Consider the following 3,455-nt stretch of genomic DNA (forward strand, 5'->3'; position numbering starts at 1 on the left):
GATCTGCGCTGGTCGGTCGTCGATGCAAAACTTCTTGCCGACGACGACCGCGCCGACATGACGATGACCTGATCGCTCTTTCCCCGCAGGATTTTTAGACATGGACGCCAAAGTCAACGGCAACGTCTCGTTCTGGTATGCCGACATCGGCCTGCCGCCCTATCGCGCGCCGCTTCCGGGCGATCTCGAAGCCGATGTCTGCATCGTCGGCGCCGGCTACACCGGCCTGTGGACGGCTTATTACCTGAAGAAGGCCGATCCATCGATCCGCATCGCCATCGTCGAGCGGGAGTTCGCCGGCTTCGGCGCGTCGGGCCGCAATGGCGGCTGGCTGTCCGGCGGCTTCAGCTGGTCGCGCGAGAAATATCTGCAGACCTCGACGCGCGGCGCTGTCATCGACATGGAAACGGCCATGCATGGCACGGTCGACGAAGTGATCAAGGTGACCGAAGCCGAAGGCATCGATGCCGACATCCGCCGCGTCGACAATCTGACGGTGGCGACCAACCCGCCGCAGCTCGAACGGATCAACGCCGCCTATGCCGATGCGATCGGCTGGAGCGTGCCGAGCGAGCGTGTCAGCCTGATCGGCCAGGCAGAGGCCAAGGCCCGCATCAACATCAGGAATGTGCTTGGCGGTTATATCCACCACGGCACCGCGCGTGTGCAGCCGGCCAAGCTGGTGCGCGGCCTGTCCGAAGCCGTCGAGCGGCTCGGTGTGCCGATCTACGAGCAGACCACCGTGACCGGCATCGAGAAGGGCAAGGTCACGACGAACCGCGGCACCGTGCGCGCGCCGATCATCATCCGTGCCACGGAAGGGTTCACGGCCGGCATACCAGGCAATGAACGGCTCTGGCTGCCGCTCAACAGCGCACAGATCATCACCGAGCCGCTGCCGCAATCACTGTGGGACGAGATCGGCTGGGAGGGCCATGAGCTTCTGGGCGACTCCGCGCACGCCTATTGCTATGCGCAGCGCACCAGGGAAGGCCGCATCACCATGGGCGGACGCGGCGTACCCTATCGTTACGGCTCGCAAACGGATGTGCGCGGCCAAACGCAGCAGGCCACGATCGAAAGCCTGCACGCGATCCTCACCCGGCTGCTGCCGCAGACAGCCAGGCTTCGCATCGACCACGCCTGGTGCGGCGTGCTGGGCGTGCCGCGCGACTGGTGCACGACGGCAGGGCTCGATCTTGAAACCGGCATCGGCTGGGCCGGCGGCTATGTCGGGCTCGGCGTCTCGAGTTCCAACCTTTCAGGCCGAACGCTGCGCGATCTCATCCTGCGCCGCGACACCGAATTGACCCGCCTGCCCTGGGTCAACCGAAAGGTCAGCAAATGGGAGCCAGAGCCGATGCGCTGGCTCGGCGTCCACTCGATGTATCAGCTCTATCGCGTCGCCGACGAGCGCGAGGAAGCCGGCCTCCAGCACACGTCGAAACTGGCCGCAATCGCCGACCGCATCACAGGACATTGAGAGACTGCCATGACCGACTTCCAGACCTTCGCCCACCTCGCCTCCATCGACCTCGGCGAGCCTGAGCCCAAGCCGACCTCGATCAGCGGCGATCAGTTCGAAGCCTCGACGACGCTGTGGACCTCGCCGGATGGCGCACTGGAAGTCGGCGTCTGGGAGTGCACGCCGGGCCGCTTCACGGCCTCGCGCGAGACCAATTCCGAAACCTGCCACATCGTGTCAGGCCGGGTCTCGCTGCATGGTCCCGATGGCCGCAGCGAGGACGTTGGTCCGGGCGAAATGCTGGTGCTGCCGAAAGGCTGGAAAGGCGAATGGACGATCCACGAGAAGACGCGGAAGCTCTACATCCTGCACTTCGAAGCGTGAGCCGGCTGGAACAGCCGCTACTCGTCGTCTGAACGATCACCCCCGGTAACGATCGGCTTGCCTTCTATCACACGCCGCAAGGCGTCGTTGATGCGGTCCTGCCAGCCGGGTCCATCCTCCTGGAAATGGTCCAGCACGGCGCGGTCGATTCGGATCGAAACAAGCTCCCTGACGCCTGGAGCGGCCGTGGGCTCTCGGACCGGGGCAGCCGGCTTCTTCACCGGCTTGAAAGCCGCCTCGGCGGCCGCCATCGGATTTGTCGGTCGGCGCGGGGGATTTGCCATTGGATGACCCTGACTGAGGATGATTCGTGCGCGACGTAGCACGCCTGAGCCACCATAGCCCAACCAGCACCGTCGCGCAGGCCCCTTTGGTCAGGACGATCACTCGGCTGCCTGGAGGCTCTGTGCGTCGATGATGACCCTGATCTCGGCGCGGCAGGAGCCGCAATTCGTGCCGGCATTCAGGGCCGCGCCGATTGCCGCGACGCTGCCGCAGCCGCGGCGTACCGCTTCCGTGATCTGGTTGGCGCCAACGCCGAAGCAGGAGCAGACGATGGCGCCGCGATCGACGTCGATCCCGCCCGGCCGCCCGGCCACGATCGCCAGCCTGCTGCGCCGATCAACATGATCGGCGCTCAGTTGTTCCGCCGCCCAGCCGCGCGACACGGCGACCGGGCCGGGCGCGACGAACAAGGCGCCTGACAGTTGGTCGTCGTCGAAGGCGGCGATGCGGTGCTGGCCGACGTCGCGGTCGTGATAAGCTGATATTTCGGCACCCAATGACGTACCGAACAGCGACCCGGCAAAGCCTGCCCAGTCGATGTCGTCATCGGCAAAGGCAAGCTCGACCCGCCAGCCGCCCTTGCACTTGGCCACGGCCCAGTAGGGCGCAGTATTAGGCTCCGGCCGCTGCCGAGCCACCGCAAAGCCAAAGGCCTTTGCCGCGAATTTCTCGATGCGGACGGCGACATGTTTCAGCGCCGGCTGACCGGAAATGGGATCGGTCAGCGGCGCGGTCAGCGTGTCGAGCCGGCCCTTTGCCGAGAACTGATCGGTCCAGTGCATCGGCGCAAACAGGCTGCCCTGGCGCTGGCGCGCCGTCACCAGCGCGCGCACCAGCACATCACCGCGCGGGCTGGAAACGCGCGCTATGTCGGCGTCACCGATGCCGAAGCGCTGCGCATCCGCCGGGTGGATTTCGACGAAGGGCTCGGCGATGTGCTGCGAAAGCCGCGGGCTTTTCCCCGTCCGCGTCATGGTGTGCCAATGGTCGCGGATGCGGCCGGTGTTGAGGATCAGCGGATAATCGGGGCTGGTGCGGATTTCCGTGGTGGGACGGATGGCGATGAAGCGCGCCTTGCGGTCGGGTGTGAAGAAGTTGCCGTTGGCGAAGAAGCGAGCCTGGAGCCCAGTCGTGCCGACCCCTTCTGGCCAACCTCCAGCTTGAGCGCCCCCCTCTCGCCTGCCGGCCATCTCCCCCTCAAGGGGGGAGATTGGCAGCTTTGCCGACTGCTTTCGCTTTGCGACGTTGTGAATTGGCGAAGACGGCCATGACAGCCGATCTCCCCCCTTGAGGGGGAGATGGCCGGCAGGCCAGAGGGGGG

Annotated in this window: 4 protein-coding genes; 2 read left to right on the forward strand and 2 right to left on the reverse strand. The window is 65.7% G+C overall.

Annotated features, from left to right (window positions below; genetic code table 11):
- Window positions 1-100 precede the first annotated feature (100 nt).
- Both EOA22_RS28100 and EOA22_RS28105 read left to right on the forward strand, forming a co-directional pair.
- A complete protein-coding gene (locus EOA22_RS28100; protein ID WP_063168696.1) occupies window positions 101-1,483 on the forward strand; it encodes an FAD-binding oxidoreductase in 1,383 nt (460 codons plus the stop codon).
- 9 nt (window positions 1,484-1,492) lie between these two features.
- A complete protein-coding gene (locus EOA22_RS28105; protein ID WP_013530464.1) occupies window positions 1,493-1,849 on the forward strand; it encodes a cupin domain-containing protein in 357 nt (118 codons plus the stop codon).
- A 17-nt stretch (window positions 1,850-1,866) separates the two neighbouring features.
- Here the strand turns inward: EOA22_RS28105 and EOA22_RS28110 are convergent, their stop codons facing one another.
- Together EOA22_RS28110 and EOA22_RS28115 are read right to left on the reverse strand one after the other, a co-directional pair.
- The gene (locus EOA22_RS28110; RefSeq protein ID WP_024503962.1) at window positions 1,867-2,133 is read right to left on the reverse strand and encodes a BrnA antitoxin family protein; all 267 of its coding nucleotides are present in this window, start codon (window positions 2,131-2,133) and stop codon (window positions 1,867-1,869) included.
- Window positions 2,134-2,232: 99 nt separating this feature from the next.
- The coding region (locus EOA22_RS28115; RefSeq protein ID WP_245478705.1) for a molybdopterin dinucleotide binding domain-containing protein at window positions 2,233-3,455 on the reverse strand (1,223 nt) is incomplete at its 5' end.

The organism is Mesorhizobium sp. M7A.F.Ca.US.014.04.1.1, from assembly GCF_003998745.1.
GTDB lineage: Bacteria > Pseudomonadota > Alphaproteobacteria > Rhizobiales > Rhizobiaceae > Mesorhizobium > Mesorhizobium ciceri.